Here is a 17,836-nt window from a genome sequence, read left to right as displayed (position 1 = left end):
TGATGACGCAATGGACCTCTCACTGCTCGGCACGCCCCACGACCCGACCTTCGGGCTCGACACCTTCGGCGACGTCGCACTCGGCCCGGACGGCGAGCCGCTGAGCCAGGCCGAGGCGGTCCGCCAGGTGGTGGCCGAGGCCGAGCTGGCGGACGCGGTCGGCCTGGACTTCTTCGGGGTCGGCGAGCACCACCGGCCGGACTTCGCGGTCAGCGCCCCGGACGTCGTGCTGGCCGCCATCGCCGGGCGCACCCGCCGGATCCGGCTCGGCACGTCGGTCACCGTGCTCAGCTCCGACGACCCGATCCGGGTGTTCGAGCGGTTCGCCACGCTGGACGCCGTCTCGCGCGGTCGCGCCGAGGTCACCCTGGGTCGCGGCTCCTTCACCGAGTCGTTCCCGCTCTTCGGCCTCTCCCTCGACGACTACGAGCGGCTCTTCTCCGAGAAGCTCGACCTGTTCGCGCGGCTGCTCACCGAGGAGCCGGTCTCGTGGGAGGGCTCGGTCCGGCCCCCGCTGGAGGAGGTCCGGGTCTACCCCCGCACCGAGCAGGGGCTGGCCGCGTGGGTGGGCGTCGGGGGTACGCCGGAGTCCGTGGCCCGCGCCGCGTCGTACGGCCTCCCGCTGGTGGTGGCCGTCATCGGCGGCTCGCCCGAGCAGTTCGTGCCGCTGGTCGAGCTCTACCACCGGGCGCTCGAGCACTACGGCCACGGCACCCGGCCGATCTCGATGCACAGCCCGGGCCACGTGGCGGCCACCGACGAGCTCGCGCGCGAGCAGCTGTACCCGCACCAGGCGGCGGCGTTCACGAAGATCGGGCGGGAGCGCGGCTGGGGTCCGTACTCCCGCCTCCAGTTCGAGCAGAGCGCCGGCCCCACGGGCGCGCTGTTCGTCGGCGCACCGGAGACCGTCGCGACGAAGATCGCGTGGGCGATGCGGACGCTCGGGCTGTCGAGGTTCCAGCTCAAGTACGCCGTCGGCACGCTGCCCCACGAGGAGCGGCTCGAGTCGATCCGGCTCTACGGCACCCAGGTGGTGCCGCGGGTGCGTGAGCTGCTCGCGCTGGACGACCCCGCGTGACCCCGCGTTACATGCGGTGACGCCGTTCGTTGACGTCACATGCGCCTGCGCCTGCTCCTGCTGATCGCCCTCGTCGTGCCCTTCGTGGTCGCCCCGCCCACCGAGGCCGCGGCGCACCCACGCCTGGTCGTGCAGGTCCTGTCGAACCGCGCCGACCTCGTGTCGGGCGGCGACGTGCTCGTCGCCGTGCAGGTCCCGCAGCACGTCGAACCCGGCGACGTCCGGGTGATGGCCGGCGGCACTGATGTGACGAAGCGCTTCGCGGTCCGCGAGGACGGCCGGTTCGAGGGGCTGGTCACCGGCCTCGACGTCGGCCGCACCGTGCTGCGCGCGAGCGCGCCGGGTGCCCGCGCCGGCCGGATCGCGGTCGTGAACCACCCGAACGGCGGCCCGGTGTTCTCGGGCCCGCAGACGCAGCACTACCGCTGCCAGGAGGGCGCGGTCGACGACCTGTGCGACCAGCCGGCGACCTACGACTACCTCTACCGGTCGACCGACCCGCTCACCACCGACCTGCAGCCCTACGACCCGGAGAACCCGCCCTCCGACGTCGCGACCACGACCACCGACGAGGGCGTCGAGGTGCCGTTCGTCGTACGCCGCGAGCAGGGGTTCCAGGACCGCGACCGGTACACGATCCTCACCCTGTTCCGTCCCGGCTCGCCCTGGCGGGCGTGGGCGCCCCAGGACCAGTGGAACCACAAGCTGCTGGTGACCCACGGCGGCGGCTGCGGCGCGTCGTACGCCCCGGGCTCGCCACCGACCGCCGACTACTCCGGCACCCTCGAGGGGGCGCCGGGCGTCACGCCGAGCTACGTGACCGCGATCGGCCTGGGCTTCGCCGTGCTGTCGACCGCGCTCGACAACACCGGCCACAACTGCTCGGTCGCGATGAACGCCGAGTCGGTGCTGATGGCCAAGGAGCGGCTCGTGGAGCGGTACGGCGCGCTGCGGTACACGATCGGCACCGGCTGCTCGGGCGGCTCGATCGCCCAGCACACCGTGGCGAACGCCTACCCGGGCATCTACCAGGGCCTGATCACCAGCTGCTCCTACCCGGACACCTTCACCGCGGGTGCGCAGTTCGCGGACTACCACCTGCTGCGGCTCTACTTCGAGGACCCGTCGCGCTGGGCGCCGGGCGTCGTGTGGACCGAGCCGCAGATGGCCCAGGTCGAGGGCCACGCCTCGCACCTGAACGCGGTCGTCGCCGACGAGGGCCTGTTCAAGGCGGCCCTGAACCCCGAGAACGCGTGCTCCGGCACCGTCGACCCGGTCGCCGGCGACCCGTCGACCCGCTACGACTCCGAGACCAACCCCGGCGGCGTCCGCTGCTCGGTCCTCGACCTGCTCGTCAACCAGCTCGGCCGGCGCCCGGAGTCGGTGTGGACGCCGCAGGAGAAGGCGGCCGGGCACGGCTTCGGGGGCATCCCGTTCTCGAACGACGGCGTCCTCTACGGCCTGTCCGCGCTGAAGGCGGGCACGATCACGGCCGCGCAGTTCGTGGACCTGAACGCCAAGCTCGGCGGCCTCGACGTCGACGCGGTGCCGACGCCGACGCGGATCACCGGCGACCCCGGGGCCATCGCGAACGCCTACCGCACCGGGCTGATCAACGAGGCCAACCACCTCGACGAGGTGGCGATGATCAACCACGGCGGTCCCGACCCCGGCGTCGCGCACGACTACGCGCACGCGTTCTGGACCCAGGAGCGGCTGATGGCCGACCAGGGCAACACCGACAACCGGGTGATGTGGTTCGGCCCGACGCCGCTGATCGGGGACGTCAGTTGGGCGAACGAGGCGCTGGTCGCGATGGACCGCTGGCTGGCCGCGGTCGAGGCGGACGGCTCCCGCGAGCCGCTCGCGGACAAGGTCGCCGCCGACCGTCCGGCCGACGTCACCGACCGCTGCGTGGTCGCCCAGGCGGCCGACGCCTGCGACGTCTCGGAGCTCCAGGTCCTCCAGACCCGGCTCTCGACCCCGCGCCAGGAGGCCGGCGGACCCGTCGCGAACGACAACGTCGCCTGCCGGCTGAAGCCGCTCGTCCGCGACGACTTCTCCTTCATGCTCGTCCCGTTCAGCGACGCGGAGTGGGCGACGCTGGAGGCGACCTTCCCGCACGGCGTCTGCGACTGGTCCGTCCCCGGCCAGGGACAGGGGCCCGCCGAGACGTGGCTCCGGTACGGCAAGGCCGACGGCTCCCCGGCGTACGGCGGACTCGACCTGCCGCCCGTGCCGGACAACTCCGCCGGCGGCCTGCTGAGCCCGGCGTTCGCGGAGATGCTGCGGAAGTGAGGAACCGCCGGGTCGTCGCCCGCGTCGTACCCGCATGACGACCCTGCGGACCCTGCTCGCCGGCCTGCTCGCCGCGTTCGCCCTGGTCGCGATGACGCCGGCCGCCGCGCTCGCGTGCTCGTGCGTCGTCGGCTCGACCGAGCAGCACCTGCAGGATGCCGACGTCGTGTTCACGGGCACCCTCACCGAGGTCGAGCCGCCGCCGCGGCGCGTGATCATGTCGAGCGGCGACCCCGCGACCTACCACTTCGACGTCGACGAGGTGCTCAAGGGCGACGCGCCCGTGAACGCGCGGGTGACCTCGGCGGTGTCGGGGGCCTCGTGCGGCCTGGAGAACATGACCGTCGACCAGGAGTACGTCGTCTACGCGAACGGCGACCGCGAGCTGACCGCGAACCTGTGTGGCGGTACGGCGCACGCCGGACCCGCCCGGGTCGAGCGGCTGCGGCAGGTCACCGGCCCGGCGCACCCACCCGGCTCCGCGGTCGCGTACCCCGCGCCCGGCGACGGACCGCCGTACGCCTGGATCCTCGGCGCCGGCGCCGGCGTGGGCCTGGTCGCCGCCGGTGCCGCCGCGCTCGGCCTCCGCCGCCGGCGGGCGGTGGGATAGCCACCGAATCTGCCGGGCAAAGGGTGGCTGACGCACCGCCGGCCCGCGGTGGCGCGAGGTCACCCGGGCCAGCGGTGGCTTAGCCACCGAATCTGGTCGCGAAAAGGTGGCTGACGCACCGCCGACCCGCGGTGGCCCGCGGTGGCCCGGGCCAGCGGTGGGATAGCCACCGAATCCGCCGGGCGAAGGGTGGCTGACGCACCGCCGGCCGCGGTGGCCCGGGTCCATCGGCGCGCCGGCAACCGCGCGCGGCGCACCTCACACGCGTGAACACCCGCCGTACGGGACACCGGTGCGCATGCGCGACTACGACCCCGACGCCGACGTCGACCTGCCCGGGTTCTCGGGCAGCCTCGCCACCTACGCACTCGCCTCCGCAGCGGTCACGGCGTACGCACGTCGGAGCGGCACCGCCCTGCCCGAGCGGTACGCCGTCCGCGACCTGGTCCTCGGGGGCGTCGCGACCCACAAGCTCAGCCGGCTGGTCGCCCGTGGCTCGGTGACCAGCCCGCTCCGGGCGCCGTTCACGGAGTTCGAGGGGCCGGCGGGCAACGCCGAGCACCGGGAGTCCGCGCGCGGCGAGCACGGCCTGCGCCACACGGTGGGCGAGCTGATCACCTGCCCCTTCTGCCTGGGCGTGTGGATCGGCACGGCGTACGTCGCCGGGCTCGCCCTCGCCCCCCGGGCGGCGAGGACCTGGGCCGCGGTGTTCACCGTCTCGGCGATGTCGGACTTCCTCCAGCACGGCTACGCCCGGTTGCGCGACTGACCGCCACCGGCCTCGCCCGAACGGAGGGTTGACGCCGGCCGGGTGGTGCGGGGAGCGTGCGGTCATGATGCGCGAGCCGCACGAGAACGTGGCGACCGTCCTGGTCGATCCTCGCGTGCTGCCCCAGCTCGAGGTGCACCTGATGTCCCTCGACCTGCGGCTCTGGCCGGTCGCGACCGCCCCGATCTGCGACGACGGCCCGCGCCGGGCGTTCCAGGTCCGCCGGCGGCTGCTGATCGGCAAGCGCGGCGCCTGGGACGACGCCGCGGACTGGACGCCGGTGTGGATCGCCTTCGGCGAGAGCTGGTACGACGGCGCCGAGCCGCTGCCCTGGTCGGCGCACCAGGTGCTCTACCGCACGCTCGACCAGTACGCAGACCACGTGCGCTACCGGCTCGGCCTCGGCGGCGTGCCGCGGCTCGAGGTGCCGCACGAGCGGACCGCCTGACGCTTCTCCGGGCCGCCGCTACGGAACGCGGGCCAGTGTGGTGGAGGGCTTCTCCCCGAACTGCTGCCGATAGGCCGCGGCGAACCGGCCGAGGTGGACGAACCCGTACCGGAGCGCCACGTCCCGCACCCGAATGCTGCCGGGCACTGCGTCCGCCAGGTCTCGGTGCACTTCGCGAAGCCGCGCCGCGCGCAGGTAGGCCATCGGCGTCAGGTCGTGCTCACGACGAAACCCTTCCTGCAGGGCCCGCACACTCAGGTGCACGTCGTGGGCGAGAGCCACGGTGGTCCACGGAAGCTCCGGATGCTCCTCCAACAGCTCGACGGCACGGGCGACGGGCGACTTCCCCACCCGGGTCGGCCGGTCCAGCAGGCTCGAGTGGTTGTGCTGGTGCCCCAACAACAGTCCGTCCAGCACCAGGCCCTCCACATGGCGCCCGACTCGCGGGAAACGGAACGCAGAGTCCGCGTCGTGGAGTCCGGTCACCAGAAGCCTCAGCGCCGGCGCCAGCAGACCGCTCGAGCCGTCCTTGAGTCGAAGTCGCGGGGTGAAGCGAAGAGGGGAACCGAGCGGACGCCCGCTGAGCGCCTCCAGCTCCTGGTGCAGGGCCTCCTGCGGCACCATCACGCACAAGCAGGCACAACCGTCCGACAACCAGGTGTCGGCGGCCTGCTCAGCATTGAGCACGACGCCATCTCCGGAGCGAGCGACGATGGCATCCTCTGCGTTGCCGTACCACACCGAACGCCCGCGGAGCGTCATCATCACCCTGACGTGGTCAGTCTCGGCGGTGATGATCCTGGCCGCGGCATTGATGGAGATCACCGCCGCCGTGACCCGACCGATCCGGGCCTCGGCCGTCTCCATCACGAACTCCTCGGGCGCTCCCTGGGGCAGGACGCGGACGGGAAAGTAGGAGTCCGAGATCAGGCGCTCCGCCGCCTCCGGGCCCAGCGCGCGTCGCCTGTACGCCCGGTCCCCGACGCCGGTCCGCTCAGCCTTGGACACGACAGCGTCTGGGAGCCGTGACACGGCCATGCGATCTGTCGCACGGACCCGGCACGCACGTGCCCTGGGACCGTGACCCGTGCGTCGAGCACCTGGCTCCGGCGACCGGGCGCGAGCTCGCCCCGAACCACGTCCCCAACGTCGTACGCCCTCCTCGGTGCCACCAACGACTCGCTCCCGCCGCCGCGGGATGGGCCCCCGGCAGTGCGCCCTGCTCGTCGACAGCATTCGGGTCTGCAACGACGAGCGCCCAAGGCGCGGGGTGCGGCGCAGCGCTGACCGGATAGTTCCGCGCGATGCCCGCGCTTTATGGACTGAATAGTCCCATAGCCCTGGCGGCCCCAGCAGTGCGCACCGAGGAGCAGGTCCGTCGCCGGGCGCCGCCGCCGTCCTCGACCAACACCCCGGCTGCCGACGATCCTCTGCAGGGCCGGGGCTGTTCGGTGTCCGCATTGCGCGGCACCGGGACCGGAAGGCGCTGCGTGCGTGGCGACCTGGTGGTGCGGCCCACGACGAGGAGCGAGCCTTGAACTGGTACCGACCGTCCTGGAACGAATCACACCAGTAGAAGGAGTGGGCGCCGTGGAGCTCGGGCTCGAACCGTCCCCCATCACCCCCAGCGCTGCACCACGACCGGCAGACACTGCCGAGCCGATGCCATGAGGGCGGGGGAGTCGCCCCGCCGCTCAGAGGTCGAGCCCGGGCACGAGCAGTGTCGCGACGCCAGTGACAGTCCGGCGGGCCGTCCCGATGACCACGACCTCGTGCTGCTCGCGGCGTCGATCAATCATCAGCTCCGCACCCCGCTGACGGTCGTGGTGGGGCACTCCGAGCTCCTGCGCGGACAGATCGACGAGCTTCCCGCCGACCAGCGCCGGTCGATCCGAGCTCTCGACGACGCCGTGCAGCGGCTCAGCGCGGCGGTCGCCGGCGTGTGCGGCGAGCTGCGCGAAGCGAGCACCCGGGCCCGGGAGTGACCTGATTCGGGACCGCGGCGCGCCCGACGGACCACGAAGCCCGACCGACCTCACAGCGAGGTGCGGGATGTGAAGAGCCCCCGCCGGGAACCCGGCGGGGGCCTTCTGGCAGGTCAGAGCCCTGCGTGCTCGTGGGCAGGGGCGGGGTCGAACCGCCGACCTTCCACTTTTCAGGCGGACGCTCGTACCAACTGAGCTACCTGCCCGAGCGACGGTCACCCTACAACAGTCGTCGAGGGCCGGTGAAAACGGCGTCCGCGTCTTTGGAGCGTCCGGACGGCCGACCCTATGCTTCTCCGTGCAGTCCGGCCCCCATCGTCTAGCGGCCCAGGACCCCGCCCTTTCACGGCGGTAGCACGGGTTCGAATCCCGTTGGGGGTGCTCCGCCGACATGGCCCTGGAACTGCGTTCCACGCCGGTTTCGATTCGCTGGCGGGTGGCAAAACTGCTGGTTGTGGGGAAGCCGGTCACGGCAGCGGTGGTGAGTCCGTTCGACATCGTCAGAGCGGGGTTCGCCGACGCCCTTCGCCGACACTGTGATCTGGTCGAGGTCCGGGACGTGTCCACCCAGGACGGGCATCTCTGCTCGCTCGACGTGGTGCTCTACGACCTGTGCGCTCTCGAAGGCGGCGGGGACGACCTGCGCCACCTGGTCGCCGGCAATGCGGTCGTCGCCGGGATCGAGCACGACCGTGAAGAGGCTGCGGCAGAAAGGCTGCGCGCGTTGGCGCGAGCGCACGGAGTCAGTCGGTTCGTGTCGATCCGGTCGACCGCGGACGAGATCCTCACCGCCATCCTCGACTCGGCCTCCGCCGCGGGCGGTCCGCCGAGCCCCGCGCCCGATCAGGCGAGCGGTCCGGAGCGCCACACGTCGATCCACGGGCTGACGCGCCGGGAGCTCGACGTCCTGGCTGGCGTCGTGGCCGGACAGACCAACCAGGAGATTGCCGATGACATCTACCTCAGCATCAACTCGGTGAAGAGCTACGTCCGGTCGGCGTACCGGAAGATCGGCGTCACCAGCCGCAGCCAGGCCGTCCTGTGGATGTTCGAGCACGCGTTCGAGGTCCCACTCGGGGACGCCGACGTCGGGCGCCCCGGCGAGACAGATCCGTCGGACCGCTCATAGCCGAGTCGTAACCGGGAACAAGAAGCGCGTCAGTTCACGATCACCACTCTCGGGTGCCTCATCACGCAGAACACTCGCACAGGGCGACCAAGCTGGCCCCGGCCCTCGGCGATCAGGTCGCCGGGGGCTGGGTCGTTCGGACGAGTTTCGTCGGCCGTGGCGTGCCTACCATGGACGTACCGCCCCATCGTTTTCCTGTCCCCCGAGAAGCGGTGGGGCGGCTGACCACGCCGGGACGTCCTCGCCCGGGATGTCGGGATGGTGGCGCACGGCGACGGCCGGATCCACCGCCGATTGGGACGCTCGGCAGTGGGTGGGTTAGAGTTCCACCGCTTCCGCAGGAAGCAAACCTGGCCCCGTAGCGCAGTTGGTTAGCGCGCCGCCCTGTCACGGCGGAGGCCGCGGGTTCGAGTCCCGTCGGGGTCGCCAGCCGATGCCCCGGATCGCGAGATCCGGGGCATCACTCATCTCAGGGCCGTGACCACGGCTGCGGCCGCGCCGTCGATCTCCAGCAGCAGGGCCCGCATCTGCTCGGGCGGCACGGGCAACGCCGACTCGAGCATCGTCAGCATCCGCCGGAAGCCGCGCCGGCAGGTGGCCAGGGCGGCCCGTCCGTCCCGGGTCAGCTCGACGACCGCAGAGCGGGCGTCGGTCGGGTTGGCGGTACGCCGGGTGTGCCCACGCCGCTCGAGGGCGGCCAGGTGCCCGGTCAGGGTCGACGGCGTGACGCCGAGGCGCGCCGCGAGATCCCGGGGGGTCATGGCCGCGATGCCGAGCTGGCTGTAGACGGCGTACTCCGCGGGCCGGACCGCGGTGCCCGTCAGGGCGAGCTCCATCAGCTCCCCGATCCGCTGCTGGAGCACGAACAGGTCGAGGACGACGTTGCCGTCGGCCGCGCCGACCTGTCGGGGAGGGAGATCCATGGCTGAATAGTACGGAGTCGTACTAGTCTCGGGGCCATGAGACGCGCCGCACTGCTCCTGGCCCTGCTGCTCCTGAGCGGGTGCGGCTCGGGCGAGGACGCCCCGGCAGCAGCGCCGACCCCGGTGCCCACGCCGTCGCCCAGCGTGACCGAGCAACCCTGGCAGACGATCCGGGGGCCGCTCGGGCGCTGCGGTCCGCAGCCGGCGAGCGCCGTCGAGGCGGACCTGCACTACCGGGTGCTGCACGACCCCGGGGTGGGCTCGATCCCGTCGGTCTCGGCGGGCCGCGGCCGCACGGTCGCGGTCCTCCTCCACCAGACGGACGGGAACGGCCTGTGCGGCTGGCTCGAGCACGTCCCGGACCTGGTGGCGGAGCCGGGGATCGCCGTCCTGGCGGTCGACCTGTGCCAGTACGGCGGCGCGCGCTGTCACCGCGGCGTGGACCCCACCGCCGCCGTGCGGGTGGCGGTCAGCCACGCGCGCCGGGTCATGCACGCGGACCGAGTCGTGGTCGTCGGGGCATCGATGGGGGGATCGGTCGCGCTGATGGCCGCCTCGACCCTCGACGGCATCGACGCCGCGGTGGACCTGTCGGGGCCGGTCGACTGGCCCGGCATGGAGCTGGTGGGCGGCGGCCGCTCGATCGACGTCCCGGTGCTGGTGGCGATGGCGCGGGATGAGGGTCCGGATCAGGTGCGCGGCGCGAGACGGATCGTCGCGCACGCGCCGCGCGGCAGCCGGTTCGCGCCCGTCGGCACCGGGCACGGGTACGACCTGCTGGCCCGGCTGGCCGCCGACGTACGCGCGTGGGTGGCCGCGGACTGACCCGCCACAATGGGCGCATGCCGGTCGAGATGAGCCCGAAGGACTTCGACGCCCTCGTGGACCGAGCCCTCGACGGCATCCCCGACGAGATCGCCCGGCTGGTCCGCAACGTCGTGGTCCTCGTGGAGGACGATGCCCCGGACGACGACCCGGACCTCCTCGGCCTCTACGACGGCATCGCGCTGACCGAGCGCTGGGGCGACCCGCTCATGGAGCTCCCCGACCGGATCTTCGTCTTCCGCAACAACCTGCTCGACATGTGCGGGTCGGTCGAGGAGCTCGAGGAGGAGGTCCGGATCACCGTCGTCCACGAGATCGCCCACCACTTCGGCATCGACGACGACCGGCTGCACGACCTCGGCTACGCCTGACCCCCGAGCCAGAAGCCGAGGCCACAGGCCGCGAGCGCCAGGACGATCGTCGCGCCGGCGTACGCCGCCCCGCGGCGTACGCCCAGCCCGTGGGTCTGCACGGCGAACGAGGAGTACGTCGTGAACCCGCCGCAGAAGCCGGTGCCGAGCAGCGCCGTCGCATCGCCGGACAGCGCCAGCGCGGAGAACGCCCCGAGCAGGAACGACCCGGTGACGTTGACGACGAGGGTCCCGCGGTGCCAGTGGCCGTCGAGCCGCGACGAGACGAGGAACCGGAGCGCGGCGCCGGCCGCGGCGCCGAGGGCGACGAGGACGGCCGTCACTCGTCGCCGCCCTCCTCCTCGAACGTCCTGCGGTCCGCGAGCGTCGACCAGTGGTCGGCGACCGCGACGGCCACCAGGCAGGTCGCCAGGGTGCCGAGCAGGTAGGCGAGCGCGACGCCGGTCCGCTCGGCGTCGAGCAGCGCCCGCGTCTGCTCGGAGTACGCCGACAGGGTCGTGAAGCCCCCGAGCACGCCGGGTCCGAGCCCGACGGCGAGCTCGCGGTGCCGGCGTACGAGCACGAACGCCGGCAGCAGCGCCAGGACGAACGAGCCGGCCACGTTGATGCCGAACGTCGCCCAGGGGAACTCGTCCGCCGAGGCGGGGAAGGCCTGGGTGAGCCCCCACCGGGCCAGTGCGCCGAGCGCGCCCCCGACCGCCACCGCGGCCAGCAGCCGCGGTGTGGGGCCGTCGCTCACGAGACGCTGCTCTGCCGCCTGGACACGGGCGAATCCTGCCACGCGACCGGCGGCTCGCCCTTCTCCTGCCGCACGAACTCTCCGAGGAACCAGCGCTGGAACTGCTGCTGGTCGGGCGTGCGGGCCAGCGAGAGCAGCCGCTCCTCGCGGCAGAACGCGTCGGCCAGGTCGAGGAGCTCGAGGAACCGGCCGATCGTGGCAGCGGTCGGTCGTGGCATCGCGACGTGCAGGTCGGTCGCGGCGGTGCCGGACCGGAGCGCCTCGTCGATCTGCCGGGCGCCGATCCCCTCGCGCAGGTCGGTCTCGAGCTGCCCGAACAGGTCCGCGAGGTCCCGCGCCAGCGGGTACTCGTCCTCGTGCGCGAGCGCCAGCAGCCGCACCTCGCGACGCAGCTCGCGGTAGTGCCGCTGGAACTCCATGAACGCGCGCAGCGGTACGCCGACGACGTCGATCTGGATCTCGTCCGGGGACGGCTCCCGCGCGGGTGCCGCCGGCTCCCCGGTCACCACGCCGGGCACCATCTCGTCGCCGCTCTGCGGGGAGGGGACGAACCAGAGGATCTTGCCGTCCTCCTCGACCTCGACGCCCCAGGCGGCCGAGCAGCGCGCGACGATGCTCAGCCCGCGCCCGAAGGTCAGCAGCAGGTCGTCGTCGCCGTGCGGGTCGGCGCCGGGCAGCACCGGGAGCTCCACGGTGCCGTCCCGGATCTCGACGCGCGGGTGCTCGCGGGTGCCGCGGACCCGGACGGTGAGCGGCGGCTCGGCGTGCAGCAGGGCGTTGGTCACGAGCTCCGAGACGCCGAGCTCGGCGCACTCCACCAGGTCGCTGCGACCGATGTCATGGCAGGTCTCGACCACCCAGCGGCGTGCGTCCTGCACACCGCGGGGCCCCGTGCCCAACGACAGGGCGGGCCTGTTCAGCGGAATCGTGGTCTCCGGTCCGACGAGCTGTTGTTGGCGGCGATGCCATCGACGGCTCGTGTACCCGCCGATTTTCACTGCGAAACGTCGCCCGCCGCGCGCCCTTGATTGGTCTGGACGGCCCGGCGTGACAGGTCCGGTATCCGTGTGACCGAGGAGACGCCCCCGATTGCGCGCCGTGGTGGTCCCGGCGGAACAATGGGGTACCGCAGGGGTGTTGTCCCCACACGGTCCACAGCGCGTATGAGAGGTCTCCCATGGCAGCCATCGAGGCAGCTGGCTCGTCCACCCGTCACCAGGTCGTGGTGATCGGATCCGGGTTCGGAGGGTTGTTCGGCACCAAGGCGCTCCGCCAGGTCGACGTCGACGTCACGATGATCGCGAAGACGACCCACCACCTGTTCCAGCCGCTGCTGTACCAGGTCGCGACCGGCATCCTGTCGCAGGGCGAGATCGCGCCCCCGACCCGCGAGATCCTCAGCGGCCAGCACAACGCCCGGGTGCTGCTCGGCGAGGTGACGGGCATCGACCTCGAGGCCCGCACGGTGACCTCGCAGGTGCTCGGCCGCGAGACGTTCACGTCGTACGACTCGCTGATCGTCGCCGCCGGCGCGGGCCAGTCGTACTTCGGCAACGACCAGTTCGCCGAGTTCGCCCCCGGCATGAAGAACATCGACGACGCGCTCGAGCTCCGCGGCCGGATCTTCGGCGCGTTCGAGCTCGCCGAGATCGGCGCGACCCGCGGCGAGAACGTCGACCACCTGCTGACGTTCATGGTCGTCGGCGCCGGCCCGACCGGTGTGGAGATGGCCGGCCAGATCGCCGAGCTCGCCCACCGCACGCTCAAGAAGGACTTCCGGGCGATCAACTCCCGGGAGGCCCGCGTGATCCTGGTCGACGCCGCGCCGCAGGTGCTGCCGCCGTTCGGCCAGAAGCTCGGCGCCAAGGCGAAGGAGGAGCTCGAGAAGCTCGGCGTCGAGGTGATCCTGGGCGCGATGGTGACCGACGTCGACGAGCGCGGCATCGAGATGAAGTTCAAGGACGGCCGCGTCGAGCGCGTCGACAGCGTCACCAAGATCTGGGCCGCCGGCGTGGCGGCGAACCCGCTGGGCCGCACGCTGTCCGAGCAGACCGGCGCGCCGCTGGACCGGGCCGGCCGGATCGCCGTCAACCCGGACCTCACGCTGCCCGGGCACCCCGAGGTGTTCGTGGTGGGCGACATGATCGCCCTCGACAACCTGCCGGGCGTCGCGCAGGTCGCGATCCAGGGCGCGAAGTATGCCGCCAAGGAGATCGACCACCGGCTCAAGTCGAAGCCCTCGCAGGGCCCGTTCCACTACTTCGACAAGGGCTCGATGGCGATCATCAGCCGGTTCCGCGCGGTCGCGCTGATCGGCAAGCTCCGGTTCACGGGCGTGATCGCCTGGCTGATGTGGCTGGCGCTGCACCTGATCTACATCACCGGCTTCAAGAACCGGATCACCGCGCTGCTGCACTGGGCCGTCTCGTTCATCGGCCGCGGCAGCTCCGAGCGCACGACGACCGAGCAGCAGATCTTCGCGCGGAGCGCGCTCGGGCGGCTCAAGCGTGGCGCTGCGGACCTGGTGTCCGACCCGGGGGCGTACGACGCCGCGCGGGCGCTGCTCGAGACGACCCGGCGCGCCGAGCTCGAGGCCCAGGCGGCCGAGGAGGCGCGGCTCACGGACTCGCGCGAGCGTGGGGTCAACGCAGAGCAGCGCGTCTGACGCCTACTCGAAGTAGCGCGGGTTCTCGGGCTCGGTCCGCTCGCGCGCCCAGCGCGGCAGGATGAAGAGGCCCTCCGCCTCGACGGTCACGCCGTCCGCGTCCATCAGGTGGCCCCGCGCCCAGGTCTTGATGCCCTCGGAGCGCTCGATCCAGGCCTCGGCGCGCAGGTCGCCGAGCGGGGTGCCGCGGCGGTAGCGGAGCGTGAGCGTCCCGGTCATGCCGGGCTTCCCGCCCGCCCCGGTCGCCTCGCCGAGCAGCTGGTCGAGCACCATCGCGGAGACGCCGCCGTGCACGAGTCCCGGCGGGCCCTCGAACGCCGCACCGAGGTGGAAGCTGGCCCACGCCTTGCCGGCGGGGTCGCGCTCGACGAGCACGGGCGGCGCGGCGGGGTTGCGGATGCCGACCACCGGGTTGCCCCATGGTCGGCCGCGTCCGTTGCTGCTGAAGCGGACGCCGTACGCCCCCGCGAGCTGGCGCCGGCGCAGCCGCTCGGTCAGCGCCTCGACCTCCGCCTGGACGGCGCGCACCTCGTCGTCGTCCACCTCGGTGCGGATCGTGGCGTCCACGAGCGCCCGCACCGCCTCGGTGAACGGGACGTAGAGCTCCTTCTGCCGGTCCAGCTCGTCGTCGGTGATCTCGTCGCGCACGTATCCAGCCACGAAATGAGATGCTAGAACACGTTCCATTTGCTGGAATGTCGCATGACCAGTCTCGCCCGCCCCAGCCTCCGCCTCCGCGCCTCCTGGGCCGAGGCCGTCGCCGAGTTCTCCGAGGCCGGGGACTTCATGCACGGCTCCGGGCTGTGGGCCTTCGACGACCTGGACACCAGCGAGGCCGGCGCCGCACAGGTCATCGAGTACCTCCTCGCCCAGGCCGATCCGGACGCCGAGCTGCCCGAGGACCGGGTGCCCTGCACCTACTTCTGGATCACCGACGGGGACGAGTTCGTCGGCTACCTCGCGCTCCGGCACCGGCTGACCGCCTGGCTGCTCGAGGAGGGCGGCCACATCGGGTACGGCGTACGACCCTCGCGCCGCCGGGAGGGCCACGCGTCGCGGGCGCTCGCCCTCGCGCTGGAGGAGGCGGCCGCGCTCGGGCTCGAGCGGGTGCTGATCACCGCGGACGACGACAACGTCGCCTCGTGGCGCGTGATCGAGCGGGCCGGCGGCGTCCAGGAGGACATCCGCAAGGGCAAGCGCCGCTACTGGATCGACCTGCCGAGGACACGGCAAGCGCCCGCGTGACCGCGGGCGCTCGCCGACCCCCGTCCGCCCCGTCCTCCGGAGACCGGGCGGCTGCAGCAGGATCCGTCTGCCACGCGGAGAACGCCGCCCACCGCGGCGGCGTTATGCCGCGACCGTCGTGGTCTGGTCCAGCCGGGACCAGCCGACATCGGCCGGAAATAGAGTGAACCGCCGGCGTCTCGGGTCACCGACGGTTCAACAGCCGTGAGGTTAGGGGTAGCGGGCTTTCGTGCGCGAGCGGTTCCCGGCAACTTCACCGAGTGGAGTAGACCGGTTCGCCAGCGGTGGGCCCCGTGGGACTCGAACCCACAACCCATGGATTAAAAGTCCACCGCTCTGCCAATTGAGCTAGGGGCCCGGGGGATCAGGGGATTAGTCGGGAGAAACCTCAGGAGAACATCCGTGTGGTTTGCCCCACCCTGAGCCACGAGAACCATAGCCTTCAGCACGCGGATGGACCGTCCGGGGTCCACGGCCGCCGTCAGGCGACCGTGACGTCCGGCACTTCGTCCACCTCGCTTCAAGCCGCCACCATGTAGCCCTGCTCCGCCAGCGGACAGTCGTGCAGAAGGAAGCAGGTTCGGGAGGTTGTCGCGCCGGCGCTCCTGGTCGCTTCCGGCAGGCGAACGTGCGGCTCCGCGCGGCTTGGCGATCCTGTCGCGTCGTCGTCGAGCACGTGGCCGATGGCCGCCCGGCGGGTGTCCGGGTCCGCGGCCATCGCGTCGCCAGCCTCGAACAGGACCTCGAGCGGCACGGCGCCACGGCGTCCGGGATGGTCGACGCCGTCGTGCTCTACGTCCGGCGCGTCCTCGACAGGAGGCAGTGGTCGGCGAGGCACTGCGCCTGCGCCGGGCGTACCCAAGATCAGCCATCTTCCCGCGGATCCGTCGGCAGCGATGGCGCGGGATGTGTTGATGGGACTTGTCGCGCGCGTCCACGGCGACCGACTACCGCTCCTGACATGTGGACGGAGGGATGCGTTCGGCTCGCCCGCGAGCCAGCGCCCGACGGAAGGGAAGAAGCGTGAGCCTCGCCATGCACGCGAGCCGCCGCTGGCTCGCTCTCCTCGGTGCCGGCGTTGTCGCCGCATCGACGTTCGCAGTCGTGGGACCCGCGGCTGCTGCATCACCGACGAACACCAAGCTGACGACCAGCACACCGGCCATCGGCGTCGGCGGCACGGCCAAGCTCAAGGCCGTGGTCAAGCCCGTCAGCGGCACCTCGAAGCCGACGGGAACCGTCACGTTCCGGGAAGGTACGGTCACCGTGGGTACGGCCGACCTCGCGCTGGTCGGCACGGTGCAGACGGCCAAGCTCGATCTCACGGCGCTCACCGCCGGCAACCACACGTTCGTCGCGACGTACAACGGGTCCACCGACTTCACGTCCAGCACGTCGCTCAGCATCACGATCGCGGTGGGCAAGACCGCCACGACCACGACGGCCAGCAGCAGCACACCGGCGCCGGGCCCCGGTCAGGACGTCAAGCTCAAGGCGGTGGTCAAGCAGACGTCCGGAACGGCCAAGCCGACCGGCTCGGTGACCTTCAAGGAAGGGACGACCACGCTCGGAACGGCGGCCCTCGTCCTCGTCGGCACGACCGAGACAGCCAAGCTGACGATCCCCGGCGGTCTGCCGCTGGGCAAGCACACGATCACCGCCTCCTACGCGGGTTCGTCAGCCTTCGAGGCCAGCACGTCCACGGTGGACGTCACGGTCGCGAAGGCCGCCAGCCTGAGCACACTCACGGTCACGCCGAGCACCACGACCCCTGGCAAGTCCACGATCGCCGTCGCGTTGACGGCCGTCGCGCCCGCCACGGGAGTCCCGTCCGGCACCGTGACCTTCGTGGTCGACACCCAGGCACCACAGGTGTTCGCCCTCAATGCAGTGGGCAAGGCTCAGTTCACCGCGACGTTCCCCACCGGAAGCACGCACACGGTCAGCGTCTCGTACGCCGGCGACAGCGTGTTCAACGCCAGCACGGCAAGCAAGACCTTCACCTCCTAGCCGCCGGAGTGCTTCCGCCCGGAGTCGACGGTTTGTCCGTCCGCTCCGGGCGGGCCTCCACAGCCCCGCCCGGACGAGGGGCACCCTGCCGACGGAGCAGCAGCACGGGACCGGCGCATACGTTCGGTTCGCGTCGACCTCCCGGTCTCGTCCGGCTCCTGGCCCCCGAACTGGCCCCTCGTCGGGAGAACCACGCCGTACAGCGCGGGCGGACCCTCACGAGCCATTCCCCTCGTTCGCGGTCGAGTACGCCACCCGGCCGTCCGAACGACGCACCCTGAGTCGCCAGGTTGATTGACCTATGGCTCAACGCATCCGCGGGTACCAGGTCTATCCAGCGCCGACGCCAGCATGAGCGCGGCGACGGTGCAACGTCCAGGCTGAACAAAGGAACGCCCGGCCGCGGCCGACGCCAGCTGCGAGAACCCGAAAGCAGGGCTCGGCTGCGAGGACAGCCGCCGAGAGCCGAGCCTGTAGGTTCGCCAGCTCGGCGCCGTCTCCGTCGCGAACCGCGGCCGTGAGTCCTGGGAAGGCGCCCTCGAGCGGGATACGCGAGCGACGTCCGCCGAGTTGCGGACTGTGCGGAAAACGATCGAATGAGGCGCCGCGGAACTAACTCACGCAGGTCTGGTGAAGTGGCGGCGCAAACACCGTCGATACCTGAGAGTCGCCCGCTGACGCGGCACAGCCAGCAGGTGAGTAGGCCCTCACCAAGCTGTGGACTGAGCGTCGAGATCAGCA

19 protein-coding genes and 4 tRNA genes are annotated in these 17,836 nt (G+C 71.9%); 14 read left to right on the top strand and 9 right to left on the bottom strand.

Going from position 1 to position 17,836, the window contains the following annotated elements; genetic code table 11:
- Window positions 1-10 precede the first annotated feature (10 nt).
- The 5 genes from N538_RS0106380 to N538_RS0106360 all read left to right on the top strand — a co-directional run bounded on the left by N538_RS0106380 (window position 11) and on the right by N538_RS0106360 (window position 5,203).
- Entirely contained in the window at window positions 11-1,078 is a 1,068-nt protein-coding gene (locus N538_RS0106380) for an LLM class flavin-dependent oxidoreductase (protein ID WP_028636621.1), read from the top strand.
- 39 nt (window positions 1,079-1,117) lie between these two features.
- A complete protein-coding gene (locus N538_RS24090; RefSeq protein WP_051548856.1) occupies window positions 1,118-3,376 on the top strand; it encodes a DUF6351 family protein in 2,259 nt (752 codons plus the stop codon).
- Between the two features lie 34 nt (window positions 3,377-3,410).
- Window positions 3,411-3,986, top strand: a complete 576-nt coding sequence (locus tag N538_RS0106370) for a hypothetical protein (RefSeq protein ID WP_028636620.1) — start codon at window positions 3,411-3,413, stop codon at window positions 3,984-3,986.
- A gap of 298 nt (window positions 3,987-4,284) precedes the next feature.
- Window positions 4,285-4,755, top strand: coding sequence for a DUF1360 domain-containing protein (locus N538_RS0106365; RefSeq protein WP_028636619.1), 471 nt, complete (start codon window positions 4,285-4,287; stop codon window positions 4,753-4,755).
- A 64-nt stretch (window positions 4,756-4,819) separates the two neighbouring features.
- The gene (locus N538_RS0106360; RefSeq protein ID WP_028636618.1) at window positions 4,820-5,203 is read left to right on the top strand and encodes a hypothetical protein; all 384 of its coding nucleotides are present in this window, start codon (window positions 4,820-4,822) and stop codon (window positions 5,201-5,203) included.
- 18 nt (window positions 5,204-5,221) lie between these two features.
- Here N538_RS0106360 and N538_RS27250 read toward each other — a convergent pair whose 3' ends face one another.
- Window positions 5,222-6,211, bottom strand: coding sequence for an AraC family transcriptional regulator (locus N538_RS27250; RefSeq protein ID WP_197025247.1), 990 nt, complete (start codon window positions 6,209-6,211; stop codon window positions 5,222-5,224).
- Between the two features lie 659 nt (window positions 6,212-6,870).
- On the opposite strand from N538_RS27250, the gene N538_RS0106350 reads away from it, so the two are divergent.
- Entirely contained in the window at window positions 6,871-7,188 is a 318-nt protein-coding gene (locus N538_RS0106350) for a histidine kinase dimerization/phospho-acceptor domain-containing protein (protein ID WP_081790316.1), read from the top strand.
- 132 nt (window positions 7,189-7,320) lie between these two features.
- Here the strand turns inward: N538_RS0106350 and N538_RS0106345 are convergent.
- Window positions 7,321-7,394 (bottom strand) — tRNA-Phe (locus tag N538_RS0106345).
- Window positions 7,395-7,496: 102 nt separating this feature from the next.
- Here N538_RS0106345 and N538_RS0106340 point away from each other — a divergent pair.
- From N538_RS0106340 to N538_RS0106330, 3 genes are all read left to right on the top strand, one after another.
- Window positions 7,497-7,569 (top strand) — tRNA-Glu (locus N538_RS0106340).
- Window positions 7,570-7,579: 10 nt separating this feature from the next.
- Window positions 7,580-8,317, top strand: a complete 738-nt coding sequence (locus tag N538_RS24080) for a helix-turn-helix transcriptional regulator (protein WP_081790315.1) — start codon at window positions 7,580-7,582, stop codon at window positions 8,315-8,317.
- Between the two features lie 352 nt (window positions 8,318-8,669).
- Window positions 8,670-8,746: transfer RNA gene (locus N538_RS0106330), tRNA-Asp, on the top strand.
- A gap of 35 nt (window positions 8,747-8,781) precedes the next feature.
- Here the strand turns inward: N538_RS0106330 and N538_RS27245 are convergent.
- Window positions 8,782-9,240 carry a MarR family winged helix-turn-helix transcriptional regulator gene (locus tag N538_RS27245; RefSeq protein WP_051548852.1) on the bottom strand — a complete coding sequence of 153 codons (459 nt, stop codon included), beginning with the start codon at window positions 9,238-9,240 and terminating at the stop codon, window positions 8,782-8,784.
- Between the two features lie 36 nt (window positions 9,241-9,276).
- On the opposite strand from N538_RS27245, the gene N538_RS0106320 reads away from it, so the two are divergent.
- A complete protein-coding gene (locus N538_RS0106320) occupies window positions 9,277-10,065 on the top strand; it encodes an alpha/beta hydrolase family protein (protein ID WP_028636616.1) in 789 nt (262 codons plus the stop codon).
- Window positions 10,066-10,082: 17 nt separating this feature from the next.
- Window positions 10,083-10,436: a metallopeptidase family protein gene (locus tag N538_RS0106315; protein WP_028636615.1), complete on the top strand. Its 354-nt coding sequence runs from the start codon at window positions 10,083-10,085 to the stop codon at window positions 10,434-10,436.
- On the opposite strand, the gene N538_RS0106310 is transcribed toward N538_RS0106315, so the two are convergent.
- The 3 genes from N538_RS0106310 to N538_RS0106300 are packed head-to-tail and all read right to left on the bottom strand — an operon-like array spanning window position 10,427 to window position 12,053.
- Complete coding sequence (locus N538_RS0106310; RefSeq protein WP_028636614.1) at window positions 10,427-10,759, bottom strand: fluoride efflux transporter FluC; 333 nt, start codon at window positions 10,757-10,759, stop codon at window positions 10,427-10,429. The two genes, N538_RS0106315 and N538_RS0106310, sit on opposite strands and share 10 nt — an antisense overlap.
- Complete coding sequence (locus N538_RS24070) at window positions 10,756-11,175, bottom strand: fluoride efflux transporter FluC (protein ID WP_051548850.1); 420 nt, start codon at window positions 11,173-11,175, stop codon at window positions 10,756-10,758. The genes N538_RS0106310 and N538_RS24070 overlap by 4 nt, the downstream gene beginning before the upstream one ends.
- Complete coding sequence (locus N538_RS0106300; protein WP_231496149.1) at window positions 11,172-12,053, bottom strand: ATP-binding protein; 882 nt, start codon at window positions 12,051-12,053, stop codon at window positions 11,172-11,174. The genes N538_RS24070 and N538_RS0106300 overlap by 4 nt, the downstream gene beginning before the upstream one ends.
- A 299-nt stretch (window positions 12,054-12,352) precedes the next feature.
- On the opposite strand from N538_RS0106300, the gene N538_RS0106295 reads away from it, so the two are divergent.
- On the top strand, window positions 12,353-13,840 hold the full coding sequence (locus N538_RS0106295) for an NAD(P)/FAD-dependent oxidoreductase (protein ID WP_036569590.1): 1,488 nt from the start codon (window positions 12,353-12,355) through the stop codon (window positions 13,838-13,840).
- Between the two features lie 3 nt (window positions 13,841-13,843).
- On the opposite strand, the gene N538_RS24065 is transcribed toward N538_RS0106295, so the two are convergent.
- Window positions 13,844-14,500 (bottom strand): PaaI family thioesterase, encoded by a 657-nt coding sequence (locus tag N538_RS24065; RefSeq protein WP_036569588.1) that lies wholly within the window; start codon window positions 14,498-14,500, stop codon window positions 13,844-13,846.
- 42 nt (window positions 14,501-14,542) lie between these two features.
- On the opposite strand from N538_RS24065, the gene N538_RS0106285 reads away from it, so the two are divergent.
- Window positions 14,543-15,085, top strand: a complete 543-nt coding sequence (locus N538_RS0106285) for a GNAT family N-acetyltransferase (RefSeq protein ID WP_028636611.1) — start codon at window positions 14,543-14,545, stop codon at window positions 15,083-15,085.
- 285 nt (window positions 15,086-15,370) lie between these two features.
- Here the strand turns inward: N538_RS0106285 and N538_RS0106280 are convergent.
- Both N538_RS0106280 and N538_RS0106275 read right to left on the bottom strand, forming a co-directional pair.
- Window positions 15,371-15,443: transfer RNA gene (locus tag N538_RS0106280), tRNA-Lys, on the bottom strand.
- A 162-nt stretch (window positions 15,444-15,605) separates the two neighbouring features.
- A complete protein-coding gene (locus N538_RS0106275; protein ID WP_028636610.1) occupies window positions 15,606-15,839 on the bottom strand; it encodes a hypothetical protein in 234 nt (77 codons plus the stop codon).
- A 269-nt stretch (window positions 15,840-16,108) separates the two neighbouring features.
- Here N538_RS0106275 and N538_RS0106270 point away from each other — a divergent pair, with 269 nt between their 5' ends.
- A complete protein-coding gene (locus N538_RS0106270; protein ID WP_197025246.1) occupies window positions 16,109-17,095 on the top strand; it encodes an Ig-like domain-containing protein in 987 nt (328 codons plus the stop codon).
- Window positions 17,096-17,836: the final 741 nt, after the last annotated feature.

Source organism: Nocardioides sp. URHA0032, from assembly GCF_000620645.1.
Taxonomy (GTDB): Bacteria; Actinomycetota; Actinomycetes; order Propionibacteriales; family Nocardioidaceae; genus Nocardioides.
The sequence above is the reverse complement of the archived record's forward strand: the minus strand, read 5'-3'. Positions and strand labels throughout refer to the sequence as shown.